The organism is Termitidicoccus mucosus (genome assembly GCF_038725785.1).
GTDB classification, from domain to species: Bacteria; Verrucomicrobiota; Verrucomicrobiia; order Opitutales; family Opitutaceae; genus Termitidicoccus; species Termitidicoccus mucosus.
This window is the reverse complement of the sequence record NZ_CP109796.1, coordinates 2,561,524-2,587,837: the sequence shown is the minus strand read 5'-3', so window position 1 is coordinate 2,587,837 and position 26,314 is coordinate 2,561,524. Positions and strand designations below refer to the sequence as shown.

The 26,314-nt window shown below is 58.2% G+C and carries 26 protein-coding genes and 1 pseudogene; 24 read left to right on the top strand and 3 right to left on the bottom strand.

The genetic code is table 11. From position 1 onward, the window contains the following. Positions 1-2: 2 nt before the first annotated feature. The 24 genes and pseudogenes from OH491_RS08865 (at position 3) to OH491_RS08755 (ending at position 22,086) form a co-directional block, all read left to right on the top strand. Entirely contained in the window at positions 3-776 is a 774-nt protein-coding gene (locus OH491_RS08865; protein WP_145929010.1) for a glycosyltransferase family 2 protein, read from the top strand. A 152-nt stretch (positions 777-928) separates the two neighbouring features. Further along, positions 929-1,765: a hypothetical protein gene (locus tag OH491_RS08860; RefSeq protein ID WP_145929011.1), complete on the top strand. Its 837-nt coding sequence runs from the start codon at positions 929-931 to the stop codon at positions 1,763-1,765. 48 nt (positions 1,766-1,813) lie between these two features. After that, the gene (locus tag OH491_RS08855) at positions 1,814-2,611 is read left to right on the top strand and encodes a hypothetical protein (RefSeq protein ID WP_145929012.1); all 798 of its coding nucleotides are present in this window, start codon (positions 1,814-1,816) and stop codon (positions 2,609-2,611) included. Then, positions 2,608-3,534, top strand: a complete 927-nt coding sequence (locus tag OH491_RS08850; RefSeq protein ID WP_068772124.1) for a glycosyltransferase family 2 protein — start codon at positions 2,608-2,610, stop codon at positions 3,532-3,534. The genes OH491_RS08855 and OH491_RS08850 overlap by 4 nt, the downstream gene beginning before the upstream one ends. Positions 3,535-3,548: 14 nt before the next feature. Continuing rightward, positions 3,549-3,794 carry a glycosyltransferase family A protein gene (locus tag OH491_RS08845; protein ID WP_342750982.1) on the top strand — a complete coding sequence of 82 codons (246 nt, stop codon included), beginning with the start codon at positions 3,549-3,551 and terminating at the stop codon, positions 3,792-3,794. A 7-nt stretch (positions 3,795-3,801) separates the two neighbouring features. Next, entirely contained in the window at positions 3,802-4,689 is an 888-nt protein-coding gene (locus tag OH491_RS08840) for a glycosyltransferase family 2 protein (protein ID WP_068772126.1), read from the top strand. After that, entirely contained in the window at positions 4,686-5,240 is a 555-nt protein-coding gene (locus tag OH491_RS08835) for an acyltransferase (protein WP_068772127.1), read from the top strand. The genes OH491_RS08840 and OH491_RS08835 overlap by 4 nt, the downstream gene beginning before the upstream one ends. A gap of 41 nt (positions 5,241-5,281) precedes the next feature. Further along, positions 5,282-5,998, top strand: a complete 717-nt coding sequence (locus OH491_RS08830; protein WP_068772128.1) for a class I SAM-dependent methyltransferase — start codon at positions 5,282-5,284, stop codon at positions 5,996-5,998. After that, entirely contained in the window at positions 5,952-6,908 is a 957-nt protein-coding gene (locus OH491_RS08825; protein ID WP_084442513.1) for a glycosyltransferase family 2 protein, read from the top strand. The genes OH491_RS08830 and OH491_RS08825 overlap by 47 nt, the downstream gene beginning before the upstream one ends. Then, positions 6,893-7,273, top strand: a pseudogene (locus OH491_RS28145) (acyltransferase family protein); the annotation flags it as partial. The gene OH491_RS08825 and the pseudogene OH491_RS28145, both read left to right, overlap by 16 nt. Before the next feature lie 107 nt (positions 7,274-7,380). Then, positions 7,381-8,040, top strand: coding sequence for an acyltransferase family protein (locus tag OH491_RS08820; protein WP_084442514.1), 660 nt, complete (start codon positions 7,381-7,383; stop codon positions 8,038-8,040). A gap of 13 nt (positions 8,041-8,053) precedes the next feature. Further along, on the top strand, positions 8,054-9,268 hold the full coding sequence (locus OH491_RS08815; RefSeq protein WP_068772131.1) for a glycosyltransferase family 4 protein: 1,215 nt from the start codon (positions 8,054-8,056) through the stop codon (positions 9,266-9,268). Between the two features lie 167 nt (positions 9,269-9,435). Then, the gene (locus tag OH491_RS08810) at positions 9,436-10,740 is read left to right on the top strand and encodes an oligosaccharide repeat unit polymerase (RefSeq protein WP_145929014.1); all 1,305 of its coding nucleotides are present in this window, start codon (positions 9,436-9,438) and stop codon (positions 10,738-10,740) included. Positions 10,741-10,746: 6 nt separating this feature from the next. After that, positions 10,747-11,799 (top strand): glycosyltransferase family 4 protein, encoded by a 1,053-nt coding sequence (locus OH491_RS08805; protein ID WP_068772133.1) that lies wholly within the window; start codon positions 10,747-10,749, stop codon positions 11,797-11,799. A gap of 17 nt (positions 11,800-11,816) precedes the next feature. After that, complete coding sequence (gene asnB / locus OH491_RS08800) at positions 11,817-13,607, top strand: asparagine synthase (glutamine-hydrolyzing) (RefSeq protein ID WP_068772134.1); 1,791 nt, start codon at positions 11,817-11,819, stop codon at positions 13,605-13,607. 60 nt (positions 13,608-13,667) lie between these two features. Then, positions 13,668-14,816 carry a glycosyltransferase gene (locus OH491_RS08795; RefSeq protein WP_068772135.1) on the top strand — a complete coding sequence of 383 codons (1,149 nt, stop codon included), beginning with the start codon at positions 13,668-13,670 and terminating at the stop codon, positions 14,814-14,816. Next, positions 14,813-15,601, top strand: coding sequence for a glycosyltransferase family 2 protein (locus OH491_RS08790; RefSeq protein ID WP_068772136.1), 789 nt, complete (start codon positions 14,813-14,815; stop codon positions 15,599-15,601). Before OH491_RS08795 ends, OH491_RS08790 begins: the two co-directional genes overlap by 4 nt. A gap of 4 nt (positions 15,602-15,605) precedes the next feature. Next, positions 15,606-16,748 (top strand): acyltransferase, encoded by a 1,143-nt coding sequence (locus tag OH491_RS08785; RefSeq protein ID WP_342750981.1) that lies wholly within the window; start codon positions 15,606-15,608, stop codon positions 16,746-16,748. A gap of 87 nt (positions 16,749-16,835) precedes the next feature. Beyond that, the gene (locus OH491_RS08780) at positions 16,836-16,997 is read left to right on the top strand and encodes a class I SAM-dependent methyltransferase (protein WP_342750980.1); all 162 of its coding nucleotides are present in this window, start codon (positions 16,836-16,838) and stop codon (positions 16,995-16,997) included. Further along, positions 16,990-17,613 carry a class I SAM-dependent methyltransferase gene (locus OH491_RS08775; protein ID WP_068772137.1) on the top strand — a complete coding sequence of 208 codons (624 nt, stop codon included), beginning with the start codon at positions 16,990-16,992 and terminating at the stop codon, positions 17,611-17,613. Before OH491_RS08780 ends, OH491_RS08775 begins: the two co-directional genes overlap by 8 nt. A gap of 40 nt (positions 17,614-17,653) precedes the next feature. Then, positions 17,654-17,797, top strand: a complete 144-nt coding sequence (locus OH491_RS08770) for an NAD-dependent epimerase/dehydratase family protein (RefSeq protein WP_342751079.1) — start codon at positions 17,654-17,656, stop codon at positions 17,795-17,797. Positions 17,798-17,896: 99 nt separating this feature from the next. After that, entirely contained in the window at positions 17,897-18,433 is a 537-nt protein-coding gene (locus OH491_RS08765) for a WcaF family extracellular polysaccharide biosynthesis acetyltransferase (protein ID WP_068772138.1), read from the top strand. 239 nt (positions 18,434-18,672) lie between these two features. Continuing rightward, a complete protein-coding gene (locus OH491_RS08760; protein ID WP_068772139.1) occupies positions 18,673-19,938 on the top strand; it encodes a glycosyltransferase family 4 protein in 1,266 nt (421 codons plus the stop codon). Between the two features lie 777 nt (positions 19,939-20,715). Continuing rightward, entirely contained in the window at positions 20,716-22,086 is a 1,371-nt protein-coding gene (locus tag OH491_RS08755; RefSeq protein ID WP_068772140.1) for a sugar transferase, read from the top strand. A gap of 470 nt (positions 22,087-22,556) precedes the next feature. On the opposite strand, the gene OH491_RS08750 is transcribed toward OH491_RS08755, so the two are convergent. The 3 genes from OH491_RS08750 to OH491_RS08740 all read right to left on the bottom strand — a co-directional run bounded on the left by OH491_RS08750 (position 22,557) and on the right by OH491_RS08740 (position 26,263). Then, entirely contained in the window at positions 22,557-23,096 is a 540-nt protein-coding gene (locus tag OH491_RS08750; RefSeq protein ID WP_068772141.1) for an isochorismatase family protein, read from the bottom strand. A gap of 375 nt (positions 23,097-23,471) precedes the next feature. Next, a complete protein-coding gene (locus tag OH491_RS08745; protein ID WP_084442517.1) occupies positions 23,472-25,121 on the bottom strand; it encodes a peptide ABC transporter substrate-binding protein in 1,650 nt (549 codons plus the stop codon). A gap of 257 nt (positions 25,122-25,378) precedes the next feature. Further along, positions 25,379-26,263 carry a transglutaminase family protein gene (locus OH491_RS08740; RefSeq protein ID WP_068772142.1) on the bottom strand — a complete coding sequence of 295 codons (885 nt, stop codon included), beginning with the start codon at positions 26,261-26,263 and terminating at the stop codon, positions 25,379-25,381. Positions 26,264-26,314: the final 51 nt, after the last annotated feature.

The window sequence follows — 26,314 nt, the reverse complement described above, 5'->3', positions numbered from 1 at the left end:
ACATGTCGCCTCCAGACACCTTTCGCAAGCTGGTCTTTGTCGTACCCCTGCAAAGCCCCGAGGTTTCCCGCAACTGGCCGCTGGTCTCGCGTCTGGCAACAGGATGTATCGGCTCCATCCTCAACCAAAGCCACCCTGCGTTTCACGCCATCCTCGTCTGCAACCGGCGTCCCGAAAATCTGCTTGTCCACCCCCGGTTGACCGTAATCGAGGAATCCTTCCCCATCCCTGACGGGGTTCGCCTCAAGCGTATTGGGGACAAATACCGGAAAATCCATCGGGGTCTGGTCGAAGCCCGTCAGTTCGCGCCCTGCCCGATCATGCGGGTTGACGCAGATGATCGTATCAGCAGCCACTTGGCCGGATGGGTTGCATCTCATTTCTCTCCTTACGGATGGATCGTCAATCGCGGCTATGTTCACGATATCGGAAGTCGTTGGTTTTATGCCGAAAACTGCTTTCATCTGCGCTGCGGCACCTCTCACGTCATACATGTCGGTCCCGGCGACCTACCCCAAGATATGGATGACAATCCGGACAACATTGAACTGCTCAAGTGGGGCCATCACATCATCAAGGCCCGTATGGAGGCAACCAATCGTCCCCTCCTTCCCATCCCCTTCCGTCCTGTGGTCTATATGGTCGGAACCGGTGACAATGATTCCGGATTTTCCCTGAAAGGCTGGCGCAGCAAGAAAATCATGCTCAAAAAACTGCTTGGCCTGCGGCCATTGACGGCAAGGTTGCGCCGGGAATTTCTTCTTGGACCTTCATGACCCTTCAACCTTCCAGTGCAAAGCGGCTTCTCCGCCGGGCTCGCGTCACGCGTGGCTTTTATCTGGCTGACCTATGGTGGCGGCTCATCGTCAGGGCAAGGCAGCGGTGCTCTCCATCAAGCTCCCCCTTTCACCGACTGGCACGCCAAGGCATGGCCGCGCTTCTACAGGACGTAGCGTTTCTCCCTCCTGTCGAACTCGATTCGAGGAAGGCCGGGATCGAGGTCCACTGCGTGATGCATAGCAGGGACATTCAACACGCGATCTGGGGGTTGGCCTCTTTTTTTTACTTCGCAGGCAACGTCTTTTCATTGGTTGTTCATGCCGACAACGAGTGGACGCCAGAACAACTCGCCCTCTTCGGTGGGCATTTCCGGGGAGTGAAAATTATCCCGAGAGCGGAATCCGATGTTCTCATGTCAGATGTCCTGAAGGAGTTCCCTGCCTGTCACCGGTATCGGCGCAGCGGTGCCTATGGTCGCAAGCTCTTCGACCCCTATCTCCTGCGTTCATTGCCATGCCTAATCCTGCTCGATTCCGATGTTCTTTTTTTCCGCAAGCCCAATGAACTTTTGGACATCGTATCCGCCGATGCGGATACCTTGCTTTACAATCTTGAAATCGGCGAGGGCTACGCATCCAAGCCCGCGCTGATGGCAGCCTTCCCGAAACTCCACACCCAATTTAATGCCGGTTTGATCGCGACACGGCCACCTGAAAACTGGCCCGGACTTTTTGAAGAACTCATCCCCACGCTGGAACACCTCCGCTCGACGGCCGGCCTTCGTCCCGGATCCGACCAGCTTCCCTTGGCCTGCGTTGCGCACTGGCAGGGCTGGCGTCCCCTGCACTCCTCCTATTCCTCCAACCCCGAACGGTTCCGCAAAAACCGCACTGATTTCACCAGCATGCATTTCCATAGCTGGGCGAGGGAAGGCTTCACCATCGACGGCATCCCTTGGTTTTTAACCACGATAAACGCTGCATAATATTCGCGTGCATCATGCCTGTGATCGACAAACTCCTGCGCTGGGCTCGTGACGGACACCCCCGGCTCGCATCCAGACGTGACCGCAACGGCGGGATTCACCCTTTATATTATTGCCCTCAAGGATCACAAGCGGAAGCGCATGATTCCCCTCCGACCTCGGGATGACGAAGCCAAGTGGAGAACAGCCTGTGCCCTCCTGCCCCAGACGCTCGACTCGCTGCTCGCCCAGACCAACCCGGCTTGGATTGCTGTGATCGCGGGCCACGCCCGTCCCGAATTTCTGGACGGGAACAACGATTCCCGGATCACCTTCCATCTAGTCGATTGGTCCCCTTCCCATCCACGAGGTCTTCATATCGACAAAAGTTGGAAGATCGCATTCGCCAGCTATGATGGCCGCCCCCACGTCTCCCAAGTATATAATGATGCTGGATGCCGACGATTTGCTGCGCGCCGACACCGTAAGCGCTATCGAATGCCATGCCGGAAATCCCGCGATCATCTTCCCCGCAACCACTTGGCCGCGCTCTGTGGCTCCACCGCCGCGCTCTCCACCGCAGATTTCCCTTTGCCACGTGGACGGGACTGGAACGAGTGGAACAAGGTGCCTTATATCCACCATGGGCACAACGAGATCAAAGCCCTGCTTTCGTCCAGAAACTTGAACTTTACCGTGCCGAAAGAGCGATACGTTGCCTACATTGTCGGGCATGACGCCAGTCTGTCCGTTCGTCATCGTATAAATCCTTGGAAAAAACGACTGGCATTCTATCTCATTGGCCGCCGGATTGGGGAGGATTTGGCGAGACAATTTTCGCTTCAACTCGAAACCGGGACCGGATGAGAATCTCCATCATCATCCCCAGTCACAACGCCGGACGCTGGGTGTCCCATGCCATCGAAAGCGCGCTGGCCCAGACGTGGCCGGAAACCGAGGTCATCGTGGTGGACGACGCCTCGTCTGACGACAGTGTCGCCAAAATCCGGACTTTCGGCGACCGCGTGCGCTTCCTCCAAGGCGTTTGGCACAACGGCAACGCCGCCCGCAACGCGGGCCTCGCCGCCGCTACCGGTGAATGGGTGCAGTTTCTCGACGCTGACGATTATCTCGAATCCCAAAAGATCACCTGGCAGTTCTCCGAGACCGACGACCTTGCCTCCGCCGATGTGCTCTACAGCCCTGTCCTCGTAGAAACTTGGTGCAACGGACGCCCGGCTAATCGCGAGCCCACCTGTATCGACACGGGAACCGACATCTTCACCCAATGGTTCACCTGGCAGCTCCCCCAGACCGGCAGTGCGCTCTGGCGGCGCGAAGCACTGTTACGCATCGGTGGCTGGAAAGACGGACAGCCCTGTTGTCAGGAACACGAGCTCTACCTGCGCGCCCTCCAGACTGCCCTGCGTTTCCGCTTCTGCCCCACGCCCGGTGCGGTTTACCGCATCTGGTCGGAAGAAACCGTCTGCCGCAAGGATCCGCTTCTCGTCATCCGGGAAAAAACCAAATTGATCGACGCTGCACTCGCTTGGCTGACCGTCCACGACCGGCTTTCGCCTGCTCATCGGGATGCCGCTGGCCAGGCCTGTTTTGGAATGGCGCGAACATGGGCCAAGTCCGATCTGTCCAAAGCCGCCTCCTACGCCGGAGAGCGCCGCCGGCTCCGCCGCTTCCTCCCGCGAGGCCCGGCCGCTCCCCCGTGCTACCGTCTCGCCCTTGCCCTCTGCGGCTTCCGATTTGCCGAATGTATCGCACGATGGACCCGTTGAAACCAGCTTACACCGTGGTCATCGCCACCATGGGCCGACCCGAATTGCTACGCGACACTCTCGCCAGCCTTGCGGCACAAACCGCAAAACCGTATCGTGCGGTGATCGTGGATGCCTCGGGTACCGGCGCCACCAAAGCGCTTTGCTCGGCCTTCCCCGAGGAATTGCGCCTCGACTATCAGACCGCCCAGGCCAGAAGCGCCGCCCGTCAGCGCAATCAAGGGGCTTTCGCATCTGACAGGGAAACCATTGGAGTGTAAAACGAGTATGTTGTTTTCCGTTATCATTCCCTCCTACAACCGATTGGAGTTGCTCAAGGAAGCGCTGGATTCTGTGTGGTGGCAGACCTTCACGGACTACGAGGTGATTGTGGTGGACGACGGCTCTTCGGACGGCACATGGGAGTATCTGCTTTCTCAGGGAGAGCGGTTGACGGCGTTGCGACAGGCAAACGCGGGGCCGGGGCCGGCACGGAATTTGGGTGCCAAGCATGCCAAAGGAGAGTATCTGGCATTTCTCGATAGTGATGATCTTTGGTTTCCTTGGACACTAGCCACATATCATTCGGTGATAAAAGAGAATGGATTGCCGAGCTTTATCGCTGGAAAGCCGTTCCGGTTTGATCATGCCGATCAGTTGGCTCGTGTAGAATCCGAACAATTGGAGGTTCTGAATTTCAGGGATTATTATGAATCTGGTGATGAATGGCGTTGGCATGGAGTTTCTTCGTTTGTCATCCGGCGTAATGTATTCCAAGGCTCGGGGGGATTTCCCAACGATTTTTTCAATGGAGAGGATGCGGATTTAGCGATGAGGCTCGGAGTATCGCCAGGATTTATTCAGATTGTCCGCCGTTGCTCCTTTGGTTATCGGAATCATGGCGGGAACATCACAAAAGATGTCATCAACGGGCTGTCTGGAATCAACCGGAACTTGACGCATGAACAGACGGGCGTCTATCCGGGCGGAAGCATGCGTGCGAAGGAGAGGAGCCGGATTTTGACGAGGCAAGTCAGGTCTGCCTCTCTTGAGTACCTCCATGCTAGGCTTATTTCTGAGGCTTGGCATTTGTATCGCCAAACGTTTTTTTGGCACGTTCGGCTGGGGAGATGGAAATACCTGCTGGGATTTCCCGTCAAGGCGTTGCTGTCATGAGTTTTTTGGGAATCATCGTGCGCTTAGGCCAAGGACTGGCTTCGCGCTGGCGCAATGTTTGGTTTCGTGCCTTGGGCGTGCGGATGACGGGGTATGTGTGGCTGCGGGAGGTGTCGATTCCCCGCCAGTGGGGCGACATTTTTCTGGAGAAAGGGACGAGTCTGGATGATGGCGTGGTGCTCTTGTGCAGCGGTCCCTCATCGACAGGGAAAATCTACATTCGAGGCGCTTACCTCAATCGTTACACGATGCTGGACGCGCACGAGAAGATTGAAATCGGGGAAGGCTGCATGATCGGCCCGCATTGCTACATCACAGACGCCGATCACGGGACGAACAGGGATATCCCCGTTTCGAAACAGCCGATGCGTTGCGAGCCAGTCATCCTGGAGCGTGGGGTTTGGTTGGGGGCGGGCGTCAGGGTTTTGAAAGGGGTGACGATCGGCGAAGGGGCGGCGGTGGGGGCGGGCGCTGTGGTGACGAAGGATGTGGAAGCATGGTCCATTGTGGCCGGAGTGCCGGCGAGGGTAATCGGGCATCGGAAGGGATGAAAAATGCTTCACTAAATTTAGATCAAGTTAGCAATCATATCATGAAGACAGAATTTCAATTTATTCCCACTTTGAGCCATTTGATCTCCAGTCGGAGAACGCAGGGAGAATCCGGCCGTGAATTCGAGGGACTCGCCTCTTTGTCAACCGTGAAAAATTTAGCCACGCTGCAAATGTTGCTGGAGTCCTCTCCGCAGTTGAGAACCTTGGAAGTTGGTTTTGCTTTTGGCGGGTCAGCGCTGTTGTTCGCGGGCATTCACAGGAAACAGAGGCGTATGCCCGAAAGGCAGCATGTCGCGATTGATCCCTATCAAAAATCGGTCTGGGACAATGCGGGCATCGAAAACATGAAGCGGGAAGGGTTGCTGGAGTATCTGGACTTTCGTAAAGATTATTCTTCTGTTGTGCTTGCCGATTTGTTCCATGCCGGGGAAAAATTCGATTTTATCTACATTGACGGTTCTCATTTGTTCGAGGATGTGTTTGTGGATGCTTATTTTGCGGTTCGCCTTCTTTCGCCGGGTGGATTGGTTGTCTTTGACGACAGTTCCGACCCTCATGTGGCGAAGGTGATCAAGTTCATCCGCCGCAATCTGAAGGGGAGGTTGACTAAGGTGGATCTTTCCATTTACCGTCCTGAGGGCCTGGAGAGGGTGAAATACAAGGTGGCCAGCGCTCTGGGAAAGGTTCAATTGACGGTCTTTCGGCTGGATGCCGAGCCTGTCCGTGAATGGAATTCGAGATTCAGCCGATTTTGATGCGGATAAAATGACTGTGACCGCCACACTTGTCATCACGACGAAAAACCGCAAGGAAGAACTGAGGAATGCCTTGGCGTCCGCCTTGAGGCAGTCGGAGCCATTGGAAATCATAGTGATTGACGACGGTTCTACAGACGGGACGAGTGAGATGGTGTGCCGCGAGTTTCCTTCCGTCCGGCTGGAAAGGTCGGAAATATCCTTGGGATTGATCGCGCAGCGGAACCGGGGGGCGGCACTGGCTGAGGGGGATGTGATTTTTTCGATCGATGATGATGCAGAGTTTTCCAATTCGGACGTAGTAATGCATACGTTGGCTGATTTTGCAGGTCATGAGGAGATCGGTGCGGTGGCGATCCCGTATATTGAGCCACACAAGCAGAATATGGTGCAGCAAAAGGCGCCCGATGAAGAAGGCGTGTGGGCGGTTTCAACCTATATTGGAACCGCGCATGCGGTGCGGCGAGAGTTGTTTTTGAAATTGGGCGGTTACCGGGAATTGTTGGTTCACCAGGGCGAGGAGAATGACTTTTGTATTCGCTTGATGGATGATGGTTATTATGTGAGACTTGGAAATGCTCCTATGATTTTACACCATGAATCTCCGAAACGGGATTTTTCGAGAATGGATTACTACGGAGCGAGGAACGCGGTCTTGTTTGCGTGGCAGAATGTGCCGTGGCCTTATCTTCCGATTCATTTGATAGTGACTACGGGCAAGTGTCTGATGTGGTCTTGGGAACCGGCGCGGTTACGGATTCGCGCCCGGGCTTTATGGGAAGCGTGGAAAATGATTCCAACGCTGGAGCGGAAGGCAGTTCGGGCTGAAACTTATCGGCGGTTCCGGGAATTGCGGCAGGCTTGGCGTATGGGGTACCGCGAAGGGCTTGTTGTATGGCCGCTTTTGTAACTGATACGGAAATGGCCGAAGTTGATATAAACGCTCAAGGAGATCGTGAGGAATTGCTGGATCTGGTGCGCGGCTTGAGCGCACTGGCGGTGATGGCGGGGCATCTGCGGGCGTTCATGTTGGTGGATTTGGCGGAGGTGTCGTCTCCGGGACTGCTGACGAAGACGTTTTATCTGACCACGGGGCTGGGGCATCAGGCGGTGATGGTGTTTTTCGTGTTGTCGGGGTATTTCGTGGGCGGGGGCGTGGTCAGGCTGACGCGGGAGGGGCGTTTTTCCTGGAAACGCTATGGGGTGGCGAGGCTGATCCGGTTGTGGGTGGTGCTGGTCCCGGCTTTGGCGCTGACACTGGGGTGCGATGTGATCGGAAATAGGCTGGCCCCCGAGGCCTATGCGGGCGGGTTGCGACCGCTGTTTCATTCCGGTCCGGAGGCGGATGGTATCTCGCTTTCACCCGTGACGGCGTTGGCAATGTGGTGTTTTTGCAAACGGTGGCAGTGCCGGTTTTCGGAACCAACAGTCCGTTGTGGAGTCTGGCCAACGAGTTCTGGTATTACGTGTTGTTTCCTTTGCTTTGCTGGGCGGTGGCATGGAAACGACCGATGCGGGCGATGGCGGCGGCAGGGCTTTGCGGTTTCCTGCTCTGGTGGCTGCCGGGAGGATTGGCGGCGAAGATGGGCATCTGGCTTTTCGGCACGGCGGCGGGGAATGGGTGCTTTGACGCAGGTTGCAGGGGGCGGTTCATTTGGCGGCTGCTGGGGGCCGGCATCTTCGCGCTTGTCTTGGCGGGCAGCAAGTGGAGGCCACAGGAGATCAACGACTGGGTGGTCGGCGGGGTTTTCGCGCTGTGGCTGCCGGCTTTGAGCGGACGCTGGAGCGCGCCGGAGTGGCTGCGCCGCATGGCCAAGGGGCTGGCGGAGATTTCCTATACCCTGTATGTGGTGCATTTTCCGCTGCTGTTTCTGGCGGTAACGGCGGGTTTGCAGGGCAGGCAATGGCTGCCCGATGGGATGGGCTTGGGGATCTATACCGCGTTTTTGGCGGGCACCGTGGCGGTGTCCGTGGGATGGTGGTGGTGTTTCGAGAAGAGAACGGAATCGGTGCGGGCTTGGGTGCAGCGGCAATGGGGATGAAATCAAGAAGGCTATGACGGGAAAACGGAACTGGATCGCCTGCCAGCTCGGCGCGCGGGAGCATTATGCGATCCCGCGGGCGCTGGAGAGCGAGGGACGTTTGCGGAGGCTGCTGACGGAGGCATGGGTGCCGCCGGGAAGTCTGTGGGGAAACTTGCGGCGATCTTTGCGGGAGCGGCATCACTCTGAAATCCCGGCTGAGCGCGTGCGGTCATGCACCGGCCGTGCGGTGGGTTTTGAAATGCGGTTGAAGGCGCGCGGGCATGGCGGCTGGGAGGAGATTCTGGCGCGCAACGACTGGTTCCAGCGGCAGGCGCTGGGCTGGCTGGAAAAAGAGCTGCCGGAAGCCGAAGCCGTGGACGAAAGGCCGACGCTGTTTTCCTTCAGCTATACGGCGCGTGAGCCTTTTCGCTGGGCGAAGAAGCGTGGGTGGCGGACAATTTTGGGGCAGATTGATGGCGGTCTCGGCGAAGCGCTGCATATGAAGGAAATTTGTCGGAAATATTCCGAATCGAGTTCCGCACCATCATCGGCGCCAGTGTCCTATTGGGAGCAATGGCAGGAGGAGTGGGAGCTGGCGGACATGATTGTGGTGAATTCGGAGTGGTCGCGAAAGCTGCTGGCCGGGGAGGGCGTGCCGAAGGAAAAGATGACAGTCGTTCCGCTGGCCTACCGTTCCCCGGAAGGAAGCCGCGATTTCGTGCGAGCTTATCCGCAAAAATTCACTGCATGGAGACCACTGCGGGTGCTGTTTCTGGGACAGGTAACCGTCCGGAAAGGGGTGCTGGAACTGCTGGAGGCGGCGAGGCGTTTGGAAGGTCTGCCAGTTGAATTTTGGATGGTAGGACCGGTTTTACTGCCGGTGCCGGAAGTGCTCAAGGGACTGCGCAACGTGCGTTGGCGCGGTGCGGTGCCAAGGGGGCAAACAGTGGAGTTTTACCGGGAGGCGGATGTGTTTCTGTTTCCGACACATAGCGATGGTTTCGGGCTGACCCAGTTGGAAGCGCAGGCGTGGAAGTTGCCAGTGATTGCGTCTTTGCATTGCGGCCGGGTGGTGGCATCAGGGCAGAATGGGCTGTTGCTGCCGGAGGTGAGCGGGCGAGCCATCGAAGAGGCGATCAGGATGTGCTTGGAGGACCCCGCCCGACTGGCAGCATGGTCGTGCAAAGCAGATGATTTGTCAGAATACGGGCTGGAGCGTCTGACAAAACGTTTGAAGGATTTTTAATGAGAGACCTGCCATCGAATATTGATGCGCTCCGGATGGAGCGACGGAGCCAGCGCCTGCGGCATCCCGGGCCTGCCCGGGAGACTGCGGTGCGGAAACCGTGGGCATGGGAGCTGCATCCCGGTTTGGGCCTCGCCGGGGCCGTGCTGGGGACACTGCTGGCGATCATGCTTACGCCGGACGATGTCCGGGAGGCGGGCGTGCTGAGAACGCCCTCTTTGGCGCTGGCACTGGGGTTGATCCTGGTACCCCTGCGGGTGCTGTTTTCCTCGCCGGTATCGTTGTTGCATCCGGTGTCGCTAGTGACTGCTGCGCCAGTGTATTGGCTGTTGCTGGATCCTATTCAGGGTGCCTATGGCATGGATTCGGTCGGGGTAAAAGAGGTGCGGTTGAGTTATCTGGCGATTGGGTCGTTCAGTGCCTGCGTATGGTTGGCGGCTTTTGGCCGGCCCTGGCGGCTGCCACGAGTCGTGCGGGAGGCGGCAACGATTTCCCTCGGGCCGCGTACCCTGTTCGGCATCGGGGTAGCGGCTTTCTTTTTGGCATTTCAGCGTTTTGCGATTCCTTCGGGTTATGATTTCGGCGCGATGCTGGGGGCCTTCGGGAAAATTCGCTGGGCTGCGCCTTGGTCGCGCGGGGCGTTAGGGGGGTGGGATGCCTTTCTGGATCACATCGGTTATTTCGGTTATATCGTGCCACCGATTACCGCGTTTCTGGCGCGGAGAGTGGGATGGTTGAATTGGCGGACACTCGTTATGATGCTTTTCTCATTTATTTTGCTGGCCTTATTTTCAACTGGAGGGGGGCGGAGGATTATCGGGGTGATGGCGGGTAGCGGTCTGGTTGTATGGTTTCTGAGTTCGGAGAGGCCGCGCCTAAAGGATCTCGCGCTGATGGGGGCCACTTGCGCGGGCTTGCTGGCCTTTCTGCAACTGATGCTGAACTATCGAGGGGTGGGCATCGCGGCGGCTTTTTCCGAGGAAACACGAGTGGAAAGTCATGTGAAGCACTTGCATGTGGATGACAATTTTCTGCGGTTGGCGCAAATTATTCATATTATTCCGGAACAGCACCCCTATACCGGGATGAAATGGCTGGTGTGGGTGGCGGCGAGGCCAGTGCCTCGAGTGCTGTGGCCGGGAAAGCCGCTGGACCCGGGGTTTGACTTGCCCTCTTCCCAAGGCATGCAGGGGGTTTCGCTATCCGTCTCGTTGGTTGGAGAGCTCTATATGGCCTTCGGGTTTCTGGGATGCATCGGGGGCGGACTTTTTCTCGGTTACCTAGCCAACACGCTGGCGCAAGTGATGCGAGCGGGACCTGCTCCGGGAGCGCTCATCACCTTCGGCGCGGGCTTGCTGGCTCTTTTCGCCGGGATGCGCTCGGGGATTGATCTGGTGCTCATGAGTTATGGCGTGCTGGCATGGATCGCCTTGGCGTGGGGGTATCGTCAGTTGAATCCGGAAACGAAGTGATCAAAGATGCGTCTGGCCGTCCTGCACACGGAGCTCGCCTCCTATTTCATCGCCTGCCTCCAGCGTTTCCATACACGGCACGCGGCGGAGCTGCTGGTTCATGCTTGGCCTCCGCACCCTGATGCGCCCTTCGATTTCCACAACCTGCGGCCGCTGGGTGAGGTATTCGACCGGAGGGAATCCGCGGATGAGGTGCTCATCGAGAGGGTGAGGGCGTTTTCGCCCGATGCCGTTTTGACCTGCGGCTGGGTGGACAAGGGCTATATGAGAGCGTGTCGAAAGCTGCGTTCCGCAGGCATTCCCGTCATCGCGGGATGTGACACGCAATACACGGGGAATTGGCGACAATGGCTGGGAAAGCTCAGCGCTCCGGTGCATCTTCATCGTGCGATCGATGTGATTTGGGCTGCTGGGGAGAGGCAAAAACAACTGGCATCATTTTTGGCGTATCCGGCAGACCGCATTTGGGAAGGTTATTATTCGTGCGATGTGGAGCGATTTTCCGCGGAGGAAAACACCCGTGCGGGGAGACGGGCGTTTGTGTTTGTCGGCAGATGCGTGGAAAGCAAAGGAGCGTTGGTATTGGCCGAGGCTTATCGGCGATACGCGGGGCAGGTAAAAGAACCATGGCCACTGCGCGTGGCGGGAACCGGCCCCCTGCAGGTGGCGTTGCAGGAAGCCGGAGCGTTATGTGCCGGATTCGTGCAGCCGGAAAAATTGCCGGGATTAATGAATCAAACAGGAGTCTTGGTGCTGCCCAGTCTTTTCGAGCCATGGGGAGTTGTGGTTCATGAAGCAGCGTCCGCCGGATTGTCTTTGCTATGCTCAAGAGCCTGTGGAGCGGCAGACCGCTTTTTGGAAGAAGGCAAAAACGGTTTTTTGACGGAGACAGGTTCTGTCGAAGCTTTGGCGGGTGCGTTGTCGGCGTTTCATCATTTGGACGATGTAATGTTGGAGCGATTTTCCTTTCACAGTCGTGAGCTGGCACGGTGGATCAATCCGGATTCGTGGGCTGATACCCTGTATGAGGGCGTGATGAAATTGCGTGGCCGGGGCTGATTTTAGATCGATTGATTATGTGTGGCATTGCAGGATGGATTGGCCCTGAGGCGGGCTGGGATGCGGAGGCTTTCCGCAAGGGCTTGCTTCGGCGCGGGCCGGATGGTTCTGGTGTGTGGCAGAGCGAGCGGGCGACGCTGGTGCACACGAGGCTGGCGATTCTGGATTTGAGCGAGGCCGGAGCGCAGCCGATGGAGAGAGGCAGGGGGCAGGAGGCAGAGGGCGGGCGACGGGCGGCGGTGCTGGCCTTCAATGGGGAGATTTATAATTTCCGCGAACTGCGAGCGAAGCTGGAGGCGGAAGGAGAACGTTTTGTCAGCGATTCGGATACGGAGGTATTGCTATGCTTGTTGGTACGCGAGGGTGAAGCATGCCTGTCGAAGTTGGCGGGGATGTTCGCGTTCTGCTTTTGGGACGAAAAGACGGGAGAGGCGCTGTTGGCGCGGGATGCTTTTGGGATCAAGCCGCTCTATTATCGGGCGGATGGAGGGACACTGGCTTTTGCTTCGGAAGTGCGTTTATTGCAGCGTGCGGACGATAGGATGGATGGAAACGCGCTGCGTGACTACTTTCTCTGGGGCAGCGTGCCGGAACCGGCAACGCTGAGTGCGGCGGTGCGGCAGATACCGGCTGGACATCTGCTACGCTGGAAGAACGGAAAGGCGACGCTGGAAGCATGGCAAGAGGCGGGCGGCGGGAGGCAGGAGGCAGGGGGTATGAGGCAGTGGGCGGGAGTGGTGCGGGAGGCGCTCTTGGAAAGCATGCGGCGGCATCTGGTGAGCGATGTGCCGGTGGGGATCTTCCTGTCGGGAGGGATCGACTCGACGGTGGTGCTGGCGCTGGCGCGCGAGGTGATGGGCGCGGGAGCGGATATCCGTACGTTTTCGATCGGATTCGAAGATCCGGCCTATGATGAATCGGGAATCGCCCGGCGCACGGCGGAGCATTTCGGCGCGCGGCATACGGAGTGGAAAATGACAGCGGATGAAGGCGCCGCGGAAATCCCGGCCTTTCTGGAGGCGATGGATCAGCCCTCGATCGACGGGTTCAATACTTGGTGTGTGTCGAAGTTGGCGCATCGGGAGGGGATAAAAGTAGTCCTGTCCGGCCTGGGAGGAGACGAATGGTTTGCGGGCTATAGGTCGTTCGGCCGGTTACCGCGCTTCCGGCTGGCTCATCGCCTGTCCGGTCCGCTGCGGCCGCTGGCGGCGCGGTTGCTGGAAACGCGTCCGGCGGGCACGCCGTGGCAGCGCTTGGCGGCGTTCTTGCGCGGCGGCGGGTCCTGGCTGGAGGCGTATCATGCCCAGCGGGGGATTTTCACCGACGAAGAGGCTGGGGCGATAACTAAGATATTCACTGACAGAGCGTTGCGATCCGCTTTCCAGGAATCCTTGTCGCTGCCCGTCCACCCCCGCGAGGCGGTGAGTGTGCTGGAGGTGACGCGCTACATGCGAAACCAACTGCTGCGGGACAGCGATGTGTTCTCCATGGCTCACGGATTGGAATTGCGGGTGCCGCTGGTGGATGTCCGGCTCGCGGAAATGCTGCGGAACATTCCGCCGGAAATCCGGCTGCGGAAGGGGAAAAAGTTGCTTCTGGAAGCGGTGCCGGAGGTGCCGGAGTGGGTAATAAATCAGCCGAAGCGGGGTTTCCGGTTTCCTTTTCAGCAATGGATAGAGGGGCGATTCGGGGAATTGCTGGCCGATGCGAAGAGGCAGTCGCCCGTACAGTTGGAGACTTGGTATCGCACCTGGGCGGTGGCGGCGGCCTTGCAACAGCTACGGTCGTTCGGGGCAGCGCGTGACTGAATCTCCAAGGAGGCCCGTGTTGCCTGTGTTTTTTGACCTGTCCTTTTGCTCTATCTTCCCATGCGTATCCTCCACATCATACCCTCTCTTTCTCCGGTTCACGGGGGACCGAGTGCGGCTCTGCCTTTGATGGAGCGTGCCTTGTCTGCTGCGGGCGTGATCGTGGAAACGGTTACAACGGACGACGACGGGCCGGGACGGCGGAATGGCAAGCCCCCGGTAACAGCATTGACAGAAAATGGTGTGGTTCGCCGATATTTCCGGAAGCGGACGGAATTCTACAAGGTCTCCCCGGCTTTGGGAAAATGGGTGCGGTGCGAAGTGAAGAGTTACGATCTGGTGCATGTCCATGCTCTGTTTTCCCATACCAGTCTGGCGGCGGCTCGGGCGGCACGGCGGGCAGGCGTGCCGTATGTGATCCGCCCGCTCGGAGTGCTCAACCATTATGGCATGACCCGGCGACGCGCGCGACTGAAGCGGTTGTCCTTTCGCTGGCTGGAGAGCCCCTTGCTTCGCGATGCGGCGGCGGTACATTTCACCAGCGAGGCAGAGCGGGAGGAGGCGGAGAGCCTCGGCGTGCCGCTGCGGTCTGCCGTGATCCCGTTGGGGGTGGATGTACCGGAGACAGCGGCGGATTTCGCGGCAAGGAAGCCGTGGATTTTGTATCTTTCACGAATCGATCCCAAAAAAAACATCGAAGGGTTACTCAAGGCCTGGGCAGGTCTGATGGCCGAATTTCGCGACTGGAAACTGATGATGGCGGGAGATGGGGACGTGGGTTACGTGCGGCAGATGCACGCTCTGGCGGAAAGCCTGAAACTCGGAGAACGTGTCGAGTGGCTGGGGCGGATCGAAGGAGAGGTGAAGGAACGCCGGTTTCGCGAGGCCGGAGTGTATGTGCTGCCTTCGTTTTCGGAAAATTTCGGCATTGCCGCCGTGGAGGCGATGGGCGCGGGATTGCCGTGCCTGCTGGGCGAAGGGGTCGCGGTGGCGCAGGAGGCGGTGAAGGCGGGCGGCTGTGTGCTGACGGCACCGGACGAAGGGAACATTCGGGAAGGGTTGCGGGCGTTGTTGCAGGACGCCGCGCGCCGGCAAGCGCTTGGGATTGCAGCCCGCAGGTTTGCCTTGAAGGAATACAGTCTGGAGGCAATGGGACAACGCCTGGTGGGACTTTATACACGAATCATTGAAGATTCCGGGAAAATATGAATCTGGCCGACATCACGCCCCTGATCCTGACTTGGAACGAGGAGCCGAACCTGCGCCGTTGCCTGGAGCGGCTGCGTTGGGCGACTCGCATCGTGGTGGTGGATAGCGGAAGCACGGACGGGACGCTGGCCATCGCGGCCGAGTTTCCGCAGGTGGAGGTGGTGAAGCGGGGGTTCGATTCCTTCGCGGGACAGTGTAATTTTGGTTTGGAGCAGATCAGAACGAAATGGGTTCTTTCGATGGATGCGGATTATATTGTTGCAAATTTTTTTTCTACATATGTCGAAAAGCTTTCGGAGAAGGCGGACGGATATTGCTTTCCGTTTCGTTATTGCGTGTATGGCTCTCCGTTGAGAGCAACTTTGTATCCGCGAAGGACGGTGCTCTACCAACACAAGAAAGCTCGTTATAGGGATGATGGGCACGGGCATCGGGTGGATGTGCAGGGAGCGATCAGCAATGCGGAAATTCCGATCGATCACGACGACCGAAAGTCCTTGTCGCGCTGGCTTGATTCCCAACGGAAATATGCTGCGCTGGAGGCGGAAAAGTTGCTCTCGGAGCCACGGCCATCGGGCTGGCCGGACCGGTTGCGCAAGAAAATCTGGCCGGCCGCGCCCGCCATGTTTTTTTACACGCTCTTTGTTAAACGCCTGATCCTCGATGGCTGGCCGGGGCTTTATTATGTTTTTCAACGAACCTACGCTGAGTTGTTGCTCTCGCTGGAGCTGATCAGTAGAAAATTCGTGTCTGATATTAATCGTGCCGAAATGAAAAGAGGTTGATCTCATGAAAGATGGTCCTTTTGACGGTGATATTTCCGATGCCTCCAATAGGCGTAATGCAAATCTTGATTTGCTACGAGCTGCGGCAATAGTCGCTGTTGTCTTTTTTCATGTCTGTCAAATGTCACCTGTCCCGTTGACGAGGCTCATGAACGTGGCGTCGTTTGGACAATATGGAGTTGATTTATTTTTTGTTTTGAGTGGATGGCTAATTGGCGGTCTTTATTGGAAGGAGTATAATAAATTTGGTAATATCGATATAGGTAGATTCTGGTTGCGCCGGTGGTTGAGAACTATTCCTCCCTATTTGATTGCCCTCTTATTATCATGGTTGGCAGTATGGATGTCGCGCGAAGAACCGTTTGACTTGGGATATCTTATTTTTATTCAAAATTATTATGATAACATTCCCTTCTTTTTAGTCAGTTGGTCGCTTTGCATAGAGGAGCACTTTTATCTTTTCGTACCTCTTATTTCGATACCGTTTCTGGGGCGAGGCAAATTTTTATCGATATTCTTTATTTCTCTTCTGCTGATTCCTCTGGTTTGTCGGATCGTATATTATATAACTCACGTGGAAGGAAGGGTGCCGGTGTTTGGTTTTGAATTGACTGCTACGCATTTACGCATGGAAGGGTTGCTGTTGGGGTTTTGGCTTTCACGTCTGGCTATTGCTCATCCGGCAGTGTGGCTCAGAGATTCGCCAGTGGCCTTATGGGGAAGTATTGCGATTGGCATTGGTTTTATATTTGCTGTAATCGCTGGATCATGGTTGGTGTATTGTTTGGGGTTTTCAGCTCTGGCTTGGACGTTGGCATTACTATTGTTTTTTCTCCAAGGTAGGAAACCGGGGCGACTGGCAACATCTCGGATTGTTTATTTAATTGCCCTGGCTTCATATTCAGTTTATCTGACTCATGCGTTGATGATCCATGTGGCTCGAATTATCGTGCAGAAAATTCCCAATGAATTTTGGCCAGTCTACTTTCCGCTGGCGATAGTTTTGATAGTCTTTTCTGGCGGAGCTTTCTATTGGATGGTTGAGCGCGCTTCAATTAGATTGCGAGATCGTTGGGTGCCTCGACGATCCAAGGGATTTTGCGTTAAAGGACAATTTTCGGCAAGAGCACACCAACACTGCCCATGACCGAGGAAATTGCCACAGGATATCATTACGCCGAAGTAGATCCGTCTCATACGCACGCGTATTTATGGAAATCGGTCGAGCGATTGCTTGGACCGATCGAGCCGGGTTTTTGATCTCGGATGCGGGAATGACGCCTTGGCCAGGCACCTGAAGAAACGAGGCCATAGGGTGACCGATATCGATCCCTCGGAGAGTGAAATCGCCTTCGCCTGGAAAGCTCCCAGCCAGAATCAAATTCACCATGAATGAAGAAATCGCCACCGACTATGCTTACACCCGGGCCGACGCATCCCACACTCATGCCTATTTATGGGCGTCGGTGAGGCGGGAGCTTCTGCGGGGGAGGGGACGGCGAGTGTTCGATTTGGGCTGCGGAAATGGCTCTTCCGCCCGCCATTTGAAGGGGCATGGCTTCGAGGTGACCGGGGTCGATCCATCGGAAACCGGCATTGAGATTGCGAAACAAGAGGATCCAATAATGCGCTTGGAATTGGGCAGTGCCTATGAGGATCTGGCTTCGCATTACGGAACCTTTCCCGTTGTAGTTTCCCTGGAGGTTGTTGAACATGTGTATTCACCCAGGAAGTATGCACGTTGCGTCCATGATCTTTTGGAACCGGGTGGCTTCGCAATCATCAGCACGCCTTATCACGGATACTTCAAAAACCTCGCGCTGGCTCTTAGTGGCAAACTTGACGCGCATTTCACCGCTTTGTGGGACCACGGACATATCAAATTCTGGTCGATAAAAACCCTGACAACTTTGTTCGCTGAACAAGGATTGGTTCTCGAAAAGGTTCTGCGCGTGGGGCGTTTCCCGGTATTGGCAAAGTCAATGGTCCTGATGTTTCGTAAAAACGAATGATGGATTTTGAAATCCGGTTCGGGCTTGTGGCCTAACCTAAATCATCCCTTCCCGCAAAAATACCATCACTGGCGGAGCCGGCCATATCGGTTGCCACGCCGTTCGCCATCTGGAGGGCACGGATGCGCGGATTGTCGTCTTGGACAATCTCTCTCAAGGACATCGCGAAGCAGGGTGTGGATGAGTGATTCAAACTGCTGAATGAAGGTTCAATACAAGCCCTGTGAAGCGATGGCGGCGTTGCCAGAGGATCCGGATTTTTCCGGATCGTGAAGTTTTGACCATGATCGATTTTTCCCGTTTTCGGAATCCGGAATTCCACCGGGGAGCGCCCCGCTGGAAAGAAGTCCTGTGGTGGATTGTGCGCAGCCTCCTGTTCGCCCCGTGGTTCCCGTTGCCCTCCTCCATGAAGGTGGCGGTGCTGCGCGTCTTCGGCGCGAAAGTGGGACGGAAGGTGGTGATCCGCAGCCGGGTGAATATTACCTTCCCTTGGCGGCTGGAAATCGGCGATCATGTCTGGATTGGCGACGATGTTTTCATTCTCAGTCTCGACCGGGTGAAAATCGGTTCGCATGTGTGCATTTCCCAAGGGGCCTTTTTCTGCACAGGATCTCACGACCATCGGAAAGACACCTTCGATCTCATCACCGCGCCCATCTCCATAGGTGACCGGAGCTGGGTTGCCGCAAGGGCGTTCATCGGTCCCGGAGTAACGGCTGGGCCGGATGTGGTGATCGGAGCAGGCGCGGTCGTGGTCAGGGATGTCCCCGAAGGAATGGCCGCCTATGGGAGTCCGGCACGGCTTCGTCCGGCTCGATAAATCGGGAGGCATTCGCCTCCTTAACCGGTGCCGCACCCCATATCCACACGCTTTTAGCCACAGAGGCACAGAGGGCAAGGAGCCATGAAAGAGATTTTATTATTAACCGCGAAGGACGCGAAGGATGCGAAGAGCTGGAAGGCTTTCATTCCTTCTTCGCGCCCTTTGCGGTTAATAACTCTCCCTCCGTGGTTAAATGTATCTTCCCAGTCATTCAAAATGGCGAGGAGCCAATCAGCATGATCGTTTTCCTCAACCGGTTTTACCATCCGTCCACGACGGCCACCGGGCAGCTTCTCACCGACCTCGCCGAAGGGCTGGTCGCACGCGGGCACGCCGTCCGCGTCGTCACCTCGCGGCATGACGCCTCGCTGCCGGGGGACGAAACGCACAACGGCGTTCGTATCCACCGCATCGCTACACCCGCCCGCCGACGCGGTTTCGCCCGGATCACGGAGTTTCTCGCCTTTCACGTCGCCGCGAGCCGTCGGCTTTCCGGCATGCTGAATTCCGACGATACCGTCGTCGCGCTCACCGATCCGCCGCTGGTGGGGGTGACCGCCGCGCAGGCCTGCCGCGCGAGCGGTGCCCGGCTCGTTCACTGGGTGCAGGACATCTATCCCGAACTCCTTGCCGCCGCCGGCGGCGGCTGGCCCGCGCTTCCGCTTGTCGCCCTGCTTCGCCTGCGCCGCGACCGCGCATGGCGCGATGCCGCCCGCTGCGTGACTCTGGGCGGGGACATGGCCGCGTTGCTCCGCGCCCGCGGCGTGTCTGCCGACCGTCTCACGGTCATCCCCAACTGGGCTCCCTCCGGGCTCGCGCCATCGCCTCCGGAGGACACCGCCGCCATGCGCGCGCGATGGGGGCTCGGAGGCCGTTTTATCGTCGCCTACTCCGGCAACCTCGGCCGTGTGCACGATCTCGATGTCTGCCTGCGCGTGGCAGAGGCGCTGCGCCGCGATTCGCGTTTTGCGTTCGTCTTCATCGGTGAAGGCGCGCGCAAATCTCAACTGCAACGTGCGGTCGCGGCCCGCGGTCTGGAGAACGTCGTCTTTCGTCCGCACGAATCGCGGCAGCACCTCGCCGCCTCGCTGGCTGCCGCCGACGCCCACTGGGTGACGCTGCGTGGCAGTTGCGGAAGCCTCGTCTTTCCCAGCAAACTCTACGGCATCGCCGCCGTTGGCCGTCCCGTGCTTTTTGCCGGCCCCCCGGACGGCGAACTCGCCCGCCAGGTCACGGACCATCGGCTCGGCATCGCGGCCTCGCCCGACGATACCGCCCGTTTTGTCCAGACCCTGCATCACTGGATCGAAACTCCCGCCGTCTGCGAGGACGCCGCCCGAGCCGCCCTCGCCTTCGCCCGCACCCACGACCTTCCGTCCGCGCTCGACGCATGGGAGGAGGCCCTGCGCCTGCCCGAACAAATGGAAGACAATGAGGATCAACCACAGAGGCACAAAGACACGGAGAAAGAAGGAAAAGAAAAGGTTTTGCTTGGTTCGTAACTGATTACGGGAGGTCCCAAAAATTAACCGCGAAGGACGCGAAGGGTGCGAAGATCAGAAGAATGGTTCGTCGCTATTTTGAATGGCAGTTTTTCATGGCAAAGAAGCAAAACCAAGTCACAGAGCACGCAGAGCTCCGACACAGAGTCCACAGAGGTGAATGGCGCTTAGATAAGAGAGACGCTTGCGCAAGGAGCGGCGGCGTCCCGCCGCCGGACGAGGCGGAAGCCTCGCCCGTTTGCGCGCGGTTCATCGAGGCACGATGGGCACGCGTTCCGCGTGTCGGGCGGCGGGACGCCGCCCCTCCTTGCGCAAGCGTGCTTTTTGACGGCAACAGCCCTTATCTTAGCGCCATTCTCCACAGAGGTTTGATTTTGAACTTCCTTCGTGTCCTCTGTGTCCGCGCTCCGTGAACTCTGTGACTAAAACAACCGGACTTTTCATCGAAAATAGCGTCGGACCATGTTTGGAAATAGAATCATTGAGTTTTTTATAATTTATCCACTGGAGGAGAGAAGACCTCGAGGCTTGCCGCCAGGATGAATCCCCCCCGCTGTTTAATGATGCCCCTGAACTCCGGAGAGTTTCACTGAATTCAAATCGATTGAGAATTTGATCCGAATCCTGGTTGCTTCGCGCCCTCCGCGTCCTTCGCGGTTAAAAAGAATTTTCAGGAGTTCCAAACGAGCACGCGAGACGCGTGCGCTTCCCGGACCTTCCACGCTCCCCGGCGCCGGACGCCCTGTCCTCTCACCCCCCTTTCCTCCAGCTCATAACATGAGACAACTCCGATTCCTCAAGCCCGCGCTGGCCCTTGGCGACTGCCTCGCGGTGTTTTTCTGCATCAATCTCGTGGCCATCCTGCGTGGCATCGCCCAGTGGCAGGCTCCATTGCTCTGGCCCCTGCTGGTGCCGTTCCTGCTGTTGTTCGTCGCGCTGCATCTGATCGATGGATACAATCCGCGCACGAATTTTGTCTCCGCCGACTACTTCAGCCTGCACTTCCTCGCCTGTTTCGCCGCCGCCATCGCGCTGCTCCTGGTCACCTTCGTCTTTGTACCCGGTGTTTATCCGTTGCAGCAAAGCCGCGCCGTCGTGGGTCTTTCCTTTCTCGCCATCGCCCCGGCCACGCTGTTCATCCGCAGGCTTCTCTGTTCCAGGCTCCGGCGCGTCCGCTCCAGGCGTCGCGTCGTCTATGCCGGGGCCAAGGATGTCATCTCCAGGGAGACTGCCCGCCTGCAACTCGATTTGGATATCCTCTATGCGCGCCTCGGACCCAACGACAGTCCCGATGACGGACGTCCGCTCCTAGACGACCTCCTCGCCGACATCTCCTCCGGTCGTCTCGATGTCGAAGCCGTCGTCCTGTACGAAAACGGGTGCGCGCTCTCGCCCGACGTGTTGCGGCACCTGACGGAACTTTATTTCAAAGGCGTGCCGACCTACACGCTGGAGCTGTTTCACCAGCTTTACTCGCGCAAGATTCCCCTCTACCGGCTCAACGCCATCTGGCTTTTCCAGGAAGGGTTCAGACTGGCGCGCGTCCCGGTGTCCAATCAACTCAAGCGCCTCAGCGACATCGTCCTCTCGCTGTTCATCCTCATCCTCGCCGCCCCCCTTATCGCCATCGCCGCCATCGCCATCAAACGGGAGGACGGCGGACCCGTATTTTTCAGGCAACAGCGCATCGGCCGCAACCGCGTGCCTTTCACGCTCTACAAACTGCGCACCATGCGCCCCGGCCCGAAAGGCGGAAGCTCGCCCGGAGGGGGCGGCAATTATACGGCAAAAAACGACAGCCGCGTCACCCGCATCGGCCGTTTCCTGCGCTCCAGCCGCCTCGACGAACTCCCGCAGTTGTGGAACGTGCTCAAGGGCGACATGAGCATGATCGGCCCGCGCGCCGAATGGGATGTGCTCGTGGCCGATTACGAGCACAGCATCAAGTGCTATCATTTCCGCCATCTCGTCCGGCCCGGCATCACTGGCTGGGCGCAAATCAATTATCCCTACGGCGCCAGCCTCGACGACACGCTGCGCAAGCTCGAATACGATCTCTACTATATCCGCCATTTTTCGTTCCTGCTCGACGCCACCATCGTGATCCGGACCGTGCATGTCATACTCACCGGCAAGGGCGGACGGTGAGGCGAAGCCTCCGGCTGAGCCGCGGCTCGGCGGGACGCCTCGCCCTACCATTTGGGCCAATGTTGAGAGAAAATACTATAACGACAACGGATTTTGTCTAAGCGCCATTTTTTCCGGGGCGTTATAGTTTTACTTTGTTAAGATGGAAACCATGTCTGCAAAGAGCAGCACCTTTGGCGCTCATTGAACAAGGAATGCTTCAGCTTAACAAAGTAGAATTAGAGCGGTTTTCGTTTATTCTGTCGCATTAGAGATGGCGCGAAAGCGCCGGTAGGGAGGCCTCTCCGATACCTCCGTCGGACGTGATGAAAAATTGCTAAGTTCATAGGTATTCGGGGCGTGGTTGCGGAGGCCTCGGAGAGGCCTCCCTACCGATAAATGCCGGCTATAGTTTTACTTAAAATGCTCTAAATAGAGCATCGCCAGCAAGGTTTGGCTTATTTATTGGGGGCAATAAATTCCGCCGCGGCTCAGGCGTATTGTTTGACGAGGGTCGTGAAGGATTTGAAGGCGGGATGCTTGATGTCGTGCAGGAGGGAATAGAATATAGTCTCGGAGGGGAGGGCGTAGGCGCCGAGGCGTTTGAGCGCGTCGAGCGCGGCGGCGGCATCGTCGGGGCGGCGGGCGCTTAGGCAGTCGGTGAGCAGCGTGACCTGGAGGTCGGCGTTGATGGCGTTGATCGCGGTTTGATATACGCAGATGGAGGTTTCCAGCCCGCAGAGAATGAGATGCTCGATGCCTTGGGATTGGATCGACTCGCGGATGGCGTCGTCGGCGAGGGCGGAGAAGGTGGTTTTGGCGTATTGCACGGGGTCCGCGCCGGCGCGCGCGAGGGTGTCGGGGGCGGTGGGGCCGAGTTTTTGCGGCGCCTGTTCGGTGAAGGCGACGGGAATGTCGAGCAGGCGCGCGGCTTCGATGGCGAAATGGCAGCGGCCGAGCAGGCGTCCGGCGTCGGGCATCGCCTTGAGGAAAATGGGCTGGAGATCTATGCAGAGGAGGAGGGCGGACATGGTGAAAAGAGCTGAAAGGAAGAGTGTGAAAGGCGGCGGTGGATTTTATTTCTTTTTAGGGAGGATATGAAAATACATTTTTTGAACAGAAGGAAGCCAAGGTAATGAAGAAAGCATTATTGTTTTTAGACAGTTCAGAGCGAAGCGACAGTCTGCTATGAACAGAATGGGTAAAAATTGACATAATAATATTCATTAAATTACTAATTCTGTTCATTTTGTCTAAGAAAACGTCTTCTTCGTTCCCTTTATTGCCTTCTGTTCAACTTTTATATTTCCCCTTTATTTTTATCTTTTGCCGGATGGCGGTGGAATGCTGCGTTTGGGAGAAAGAATAAAGATAAAGAGGAAAGAGAAAGAGGATTGAGGGGGAATTCATGGTTCGAGCCAGACGTGTTTATACGGATGGTGATCGAGAAGGGTGGGGTGCCAGTTCCTGACGCCGGGCTGGATGAGAAAGACGTGGGTGTAGTGATAGATCGGGATGCAGGGGGCGGCGTCGAGGAGGATGGCCTCGGCTTTCTGGAGAAGGGCGGCGCGGGCGGCAGGGTCCTCGGTGCGGGCGGCCTGAAAGAGGGCTTGGTCGTAGGCGGAATCGCTCCAGCCGGTGTAGTTGTTGCCGCTGCCGGCCGTCCAGACGCCGAGGAAGCTGAGCGGGTCGATGTAATCGGCGATCCAGGCTGAGCGGATGAGTTCGTATTGGCCGCCGCGCCGGGCGTCTTGCGCGACCTTGTTTTCCTGGTTGACGAGCCGCACGTCGAGTCCGAGCTGGCGGCGCCACATTTCCTGGACGGCCTCGGCGACGGCGCGGTGGCTCTCGGAGGTGTTGAAGAGCAGTTCGACGGGCGGGGCGCCCTTGCCGCCGGGATAACCGGCGTCGGCAAGCAGGCGGCGGGCGGTGGCGGGTTCGTCGGGTATCCATGCGGCGGATGCATAACCGTCCGTGCCGGGCGGGGTGAAAGCCCGGGCGGGAAGCTGGCCGCCGCGGAGGATTTTTTCGGTGATGGCGGTGCGATCGATGGAAAGGGCGAGGGCGCGCCGGACCCGATGGTCGTTGAGGAAGGGGCGGGCGGTGTTGATGCGGTAGAACTCGGTGCCGAGGTAGGGATCGATGCGCAGGAGCGACGGGTTGTTTTCGCGGTAGGTTTCAATTTTGCCGGGAGGAAGCGCCTCGGTGAGGTGGAGTTGCCCGGTGCGGAACGCGCGTTCCTCGGTCTCGCGGTTTTCGGTGAAGTGGAAGTGGATTTCGCGGAGGCGGACGCGGGCGGCGTCCCAGTAAGTGGAGGATTTGACGGCCGTGATCTTCTGGCCGGGGCGCCATTCGGCCAGGTTGAAGGGGCCGTTGCCAACGAAGCGGCCGGGGCGGGCCCAAGGCGTGGAGCGGCTGTCAATGGGACCGTGTTGCCCGATGGAGGGAACATGCACCGGCATGAAGGCGGTGTGGGTCAGCATGGAGAGGAAGCGGGGGGACGGGTGCTCCAGGGTGATGCGCAGGGTGCGGGCGTCGGGGGCGGCAAGGCCGACGGCGGCGAAATCGGCGATCCGGCCTTTGTGCCAGGCCTCCGCGTTTTGAATGACATAGAGGAGCGGCGCGTAGTCGGCGCCGAGGGCGGGGGTGAGGATGCGGCGGTAGGAGGCCACGAAATCATGAGCGGTGACGGGCTGGCCGTTTGACCAGCGGGCGGCGGCGCGGAGAGTGAAGGTGTAAGTGAGGCCGTCCGCGGAAATTTCCCATTTCTCGGCGACGCCGTCGGGAATGGGTTCGAGGGTTTTGGGATCCTCGGCGACGAGTCCCTCGAGAAGCGCGGAAAGGATGTTGTACTCGGCGGTGCCGGTGGCCAAATGGGGGTCGAGGCTGGCGATTTCAGGGCCGGTGCCGCGATGGAGGACTTGCTCGCGGTTGCCGCGTTCGACGGCCGTTTCGCGCGGGGCGCAGGAGGAGAGAAGCAGGATGCCGGCTGCGGAAACGACAAGCGCGAACGCGTTGCCGAGGCGATGCAGGAGCCGAGGATGATGGAACGACATGGAAATGGGGCCAGAGTCTAGCTTAACGCGTTTTTTGGAAAGACTGTTTTTGAAATGGCAGTATGCGGAGGTGTAACCCAAAATTGTGTCATTTCCTCTTTCTTCTTTCCTCTTTATCTTTCGTCTTTCTCCCTGCTCGTTCCTGACGAAAGAGAAAGATAAAGAATAAAGAGGAAAGATTCCGGCAGGTGGTATCACATTGGGTTACACCCAGCCTGCGGTCGCCGCAGGCATGAGGGCGGGCTCGCGCGCGGTCTCTACTCGCCGGCAGGCAGCACGGTCACCTCCACGGCCAGGGCGTGGGCGCCGGCTCCGCTGAAGACGCCGCGGGTGGGAGTGATGTCGGCGTAATCCCGGCCGCGGGCGACCGTGATATGGGTGTCGGCGGCGAAGACGTGGTTTGTCGGATCGTAATCGACCCAGCCGAGGTCGGGGATGTTGATGGAAATCCATGCGTGCATCGCGTCCACACCGAGAAGGCGAGGGGATCCGGGCGGGGGCGTGGTGAGCAGGTAACCGCTGATGTAGGCGGCGGCGAGGCCGTGCTGGCGCAGGCAGGAGAGAAACAGGTGCGCGAAATCCTGGCAGACGCCGCGCCGGGCGCGCAGGACGCGGGCAAGCGGCGTGGAGATGGTCGTGACCGCGGGGTCGAATTTGTAATCGCGGGCGAATTTGTCCCCGAGCGCGACGAGCCAGGAGAGGACGGGGGTGTTTTCCGGGTCGAGCCCGGCGGCGAGCGCGGCGGCCTCGGGGAGAAAGGGAACAAGCGGGGTGGGGTGGCGGTATTGTTCGAGTTCGTAGGCGGCGCCGGATCGGATGGCGGCGGCGGTGCGGCGGACGGTTTCGGCGAGCGGCGGCGTGAGATCGAATCCCGGCGCGATTCCGGAAGAGCGCATGACTTCGCTGGAGGACTGTATGACCAGCCGCGAATGCGGTTCGCTGAGGCTGAAAATGTGGGCGCGGTTGCCGAAGGAATCGTGCCGGGTGGCGATGCGCGCTGGCACCGGCGTGACGCGGAGATCCCACGCGAGGCAACGCTGGGCGGCGTCGTCGCGGGGTTGAAGGCGGAGCATCTGCCACGCGGCGGCGACGGGCGCAGGGTGTTCCCACGTGGTGGTGTGCGTGATGTGATAGCGCGGCATGGTCGGTTGCGGAAGAAGAGAGGCGGATTTGAGGAAGGTCTATTTGTAGAA

What these genes read in the sequence shown, in the direction of transcription:
- OH491_RS08745 (WP_084442517.1), bottom strand. Translation starts at nt 25,121, where the DNA reads ATGTCGTTCCATCATCCTCGGCTCCTGCATCGCCTCGGCAACGCGTTC.
- OH491_RS08740 (WP_068772142.1), bottom strand. Translation starts at nt 26,263, where the DNA reads ATGCCGCGCTATCACATCACGCACACCACCACGTGGGAACACCCTGCG.
- OH491_RS08850 (WP_068772124.1), top strand. Translation starts at nt 2,608, where the DNA reads ATGAGAATCTCCATCATCATCCCCAGTCACAACGCCGGACGCTGGGTG.
- OH491_RS08840 (WP_068772126.1), top strand. Translation starts at nt 3,802, where the DNA reads ATGTTGTTTTCCGTTATCATTCCCTCCTACAACCGATTGGAGTTGCTC.
- OH491_RS08830 (WP_068772128.1), top strand. Translation starts at nt 5,282, where the DNA reads ATGAAGACAGAATTTCAATTTATTCCCACTTTGAGCCATTTGATCTCC.
- OH491_RS08815 (WP_068772131.1), top strand. Translation starts at nt 8,054, where the DNA reads ATGACGGGAAAACGGAACTGGATCGCCTGCCAGCTCGGCGCGCGGGAG.
- OH491_RS08750 (WP_068772141.1), bottom strand. Translation starts at nt 23,096, where the DNA reads ATGTCCGCCCTCCTCCTCTGCATAGATCTCCAGCCCATTTTCCTCAAG.
- asnB (WP_068772134.1), top strand. Translation starts at nt 11,817, where the DNA reads ATGTGTGGCATTGCAGGATGGATTGGCCCTGAGGCGGGCTGGGATGCG.
- OH491_RS08775 (WP_068772137.1), top strand. Translation starts at nt 16,990, where the DNA reads ATGAATGAAGAAATCGCCACCGACTATGCTTACACCCGGGCCGACGCA.
- OH491_RS08765 (WP_068772138.1), top strand. Translation starts at nt 17,897, where the DNA reads ATGATCGATTTTTCCCGTTTTCGGAATCCGGAATTCCACCGGGGAGCG.
- OH491_RS08805 (WP_068772133.1), top strand. Translation starts at nt 10,747, where the DNA reads ATGCGTCTGGCCGTCCTGCACACGGAGCTCGCCTCCTATTTCATCGCC.
- OH491_RS08835 (WP_068772127.1), top strand. Translation starts at nt 4,686, where the DNA reads ATGAGTTTTTTGGGAATCATCGTGCGCTTAGGCCAAGGACTGGCTTCG.
- OH491_RS08790 (WP_068772136.1), top strand. Translation starts at nt 14,813, where the DNA reads ATGAATCTGGCCGACATCACGCCCCTGATCCTGACTTGGAACGAGGAG.
- OH491_RS08825 (WP_084442513.1), top strand. Translation starts at nt 5,952, where the DNA reads ATGCCGAGCCTGTCCGTGAATGGAATTCGAGATTCAGCCGATTTTGAT.
- OH491_RS08810 (WP_145929014.1), top strand. Translation starts at nt 9,436, where the DNA reads ATGCTTACGCCGGACGATGTCCGGGAGGCGGGCGTGCTGAGAACGCCC.
- OH491_RS08860 (WP_145929011.1), top strand. Translation starts at nt 929, where the DNA reads ATGGCCGCGCTTCTACAGGACGTAGCGTTTCTCCCTCCTGTCGAACTC.
- OH491_RS08865 (WP_145929010.1), top strand. Translation starts at nt 3, where the DNA reads ATGTCGCCTCCAGACACCTTTCGCAAGCTGGTCTTTGTCGTACCCCTG.
- OH491_RS08760 (WP_068772139.1), top strand. Translation starts at nt 18,673, where the DNA reads ATGATCGTTTTCCTCAACCGGTTTTACCATCCGTCCACGACGGCCACC.
- OH491_RS08795 (WP_068772135.1), top strand. Translation starts at nt 13,668, where the DNA reads ATGCGTATCCTCCACATCATACCCTCTCTTTCTCCGGTTCACGGGGGA.
- OH491_RS08785 (WP_342750981.1), top strand. Translation starts at nt 15,606, where the DNA reads ATGAAAGATGGTCCTTTTGACGGTGATATTTCCGATGCCTCCAATAGG.
- OH491_RS08755 (WP_068772140.1), top strand. Translation starts at nt 20,716, where the DNA reads ATGAGACAACTCCGATTCCTCAAGCCCGCGCTGGCCCTTGGCGACTGC.